The organism is Clostridium sp. (assembly GCF_051656525.1).
Classification (GTDB): Bacteria; Bacillota; Clostridia; order Clostridiales; family Clostridiaceae; genus Clostridium.
This window is the reverse complement of record NZ_JBOGCC010000370.1, coordinates 1-1,319: the sequence shown is the minus strand read 5'-3', so window position 1 is coordinate 1,319 and position 1,319 is coordinate 1. Positions and strand designations below refer to the sequence as shown.

At 25.9% G+C, this 1,319-nt stretch carries 1 protein-coding gene; it reads right to left on the bottom strand.

The window, feature by feature from the left end; translation table 11 throughout:
* Nucleotides 1-241: 241 nt before the first annotated feature.
* Nucleotides 242-1,267 (bottom strand): DUF4179 domain-containing protein, encoded by a 1,026-nt coding sequence (locus ACRDDY_RS18175; protein WP_438566341.1) that lies wholly within the window; start codon nt 1,265-1,267, stop codon nt 242-244.
* Between the last annotated feature and the right edge of the window lie 52 nt (nt 1,268-1,319).

The following is a 1,319-nucleotide window of genomic DNA, read 5'->3' as shown; positions in this document are numbered from 1 at the left end:
TTAAAGAAAATCTTTTCATTTTTCACTTTTATTTATTCACAACTATTTTTATTCACTTTTCTTTATTTAAAATCTATTTTTTTGCGAAATGCATAAATTTAAGATAACCTAAAAAACGCCTATTTATGAACAGGCGTTCCTCATCCATTATATTATAAAGAAGTTTTTATTATATCACATTCAATATACATTTCAATACTATTCATTATTTTTTTACATTTCTTACTAGTAATATCTCTTTCTATTCTTTAACCAACTCAATTTTCTTTGTTTCTTTGTTTTTAACTTCTTTTCCATTTTCTTTAATTAAAAGTTCTAATTTACTTGTATCTTTAAGTGTATTTTTATATGTTATTGTAAATTCTTCTCTATCTGTAAGTGCTATATCATGCATTTCTGGTTTTATAATTGTTCCACTATTATCTTTCAAACTATAATCATAAAATTTTTCTATTTCTTTTCTAGTATCTTCACGCCTTTTTCCTTCTGCATATACAACCTTACTATCACCTTTCACGTATATTTCAAAAGGAGTTACTATAATTTCTCTTATATTAAGTTGATCTGTTTCTTTATTTACTTTATATTTTTGTATATCATCTTTAACATCTTTTGCTGAAGCTTTTATTTTAAACTTTAAATTATCTCTAAGTTGTTCTTTTATAAATTGTTCTAAAGAAACTTCTATTTCAATATCTTCCTTATAGCCAAGCATTGAATCTTCATTGATTTTTATGCTATTTAGCCCTATCTCAAATAGTCCAACTACTGTATTTCCTCCTTCTTCTTTCATTTTATACGCTGCTTGATATCTTTCAAACTCTATATTTTCTATCTTTTTTAAACTTGGACATGTTCTCTCTTTTATTTCACTTGAACTCAATGTATCACTTTCTAATTTAAAACTTATATATATTTTATACCCATCATGTATTGCACTTGTTATTGTTCCTTTTACGCCACCATACTCTACTTCCTCATTTATTTCCTTTGCATACTTAGTATATATTTCATCATACCCAAACATTTCATATACTAAGTCTTTAACCCCAATTCCTTTTGCTACTGCTGTAGTTGTTACTCCAACTGTTCCTAATACTAACATTGCACTAGCTGCAATTACTCCTATTTTCACATAATTTTTCTTTTTCTTTTTATCTAAATCTTTTAATGTCTTATTTATTCTTTCATTTACACCTTGTGGAACTTCATTTATATTCTCACTAATAGCTTTTTTCACCTTTTTATCTAACCCTTTAAAATCCATAGTCTTATTCCCCCACCTTTAACATCTCATATAATTTTTTCTTTGCCCTATA

Bases quoted from the DNA above. Each gene is read 5' to 3' on its own strand.
- ACRDDY_RS18175 (WP_438566341.1), bottom strand. From the start codon at position 1,267: ATGGATTTTAAAGGGTTAGATAAAAAGGTGAAAAAAGCTATTAGTGAG.